1 protein-coding gene is annotated in these 1080 nt (G+C 48.5%); it reads right to left on the bottom strand.

The window, feature by feature from the left end; all coding sequences use genetic code 11:
* Positions 1 to 20: 20 nt before the first annotated feature.
* The coding region (locus BN1127_RS10745; RefSeq protein WP_042649442.1) for an ISAs1-like element ISKpn9 family transposase at positions 21 to 1080 on the bottom strand (1060 nt) is incomplete at its 5' end.

Genomic DNA, 1080 nt, shown 5'->3' with positions numbered 1-1080 from the left:
CAGGGCTGACGCATCAGTGTTTATACTTTGAACAACCCCATACATTCGAACAAATATTGTTCATTCAGACAGCAGAGCCTGCGCTTGTTGGCCATGCTTAGATTACGTGATTTGTTTTGCTTCAGCATGTTCAGTATCCACTGCCTGATGACCGCTAAGTTTTCCCCAGCGAAGCCCGCTCTGGCCTGAAGTTGATCCTCTCCGAACGCAATATCTAAAGTCCAGTGCAGCAGATTTTCTACCGACCAGTGCGCTCGGGTTGCCTTCAGCGCTGAGGTGGCATCCAACGCTCGGCTACTTATATAAAATCTCACGAAATCATAGCCTTTGCCATTTTCAATTCGCTCAGCCTGCACGGCTATGATCGTCTTCGCTTTCCACTGCTGGCAAACTGGCATGCTTTCATCAACCATCAGAACCCAACAACGTCGATGCTCTTTTCGCCCATGTTCTGAGTCAAATTGTTCAGTAAAGCCGTGCCCCGAAACATCGGTTTCATTCTTATCCCAATACGCTTGGAACTGTTCTTTTACTTCAGTATTGAGGCTAGGTTGGTTGTCTTTCACTGCAAGCAGGTAATCACCCGACTTTTTGAGGATGGTGTCGGCGATTTTTACCTGTGTACCCATCGCATCAATACTGACTAAACACCCTTTTAATTCAAGAAGTTGGAGTAGCTCAGGTATTGCCGTGATCTCGTTAGATTTGTCAGCGACTTTTTGCTGGCCAACACACATCCCCAGCTCAGTTGACCAGACATTGACCATATGAACAGCGTTGGCACCTCGCCCTTTAGCGGTAGCACGAAGAGCTTTACCATCAACCGCTAGTTGGCCAACCAGCTTATCATCGCCCATGATGTCGCCGATCCACGCTTGAAAAATGGATTTCAGACTGGCGGGAGGCAGAGTGGCAAAAATGCGGTTGAATGTGTCGTGTGATGGAATGCCGCCAGGCAAGCTCAACCAGCGCCGGAACCATGGCTCTCGCTCTTGAGCAAACAAGGTAATCTCGCTCCAAGTATCAAAACCGCACATCATGGCGCAGATGGCCATGAAAACAACCTCTGACAAGATATGC

It is taken from the genome of Aeromonas media, from assembly GCF_000819985.1.
In the GTDB taxonomy this organism is placed as follows: domain Bacteria; phylum Pseudomonadota; class Gammaproteobacteria; order Enterobacterales; family Aeromonadaceae; genus Aeromonas; species Aeromonas media.
This window is presented reverse-complemented; position numbering and strand designations above follow the sequence as displayed.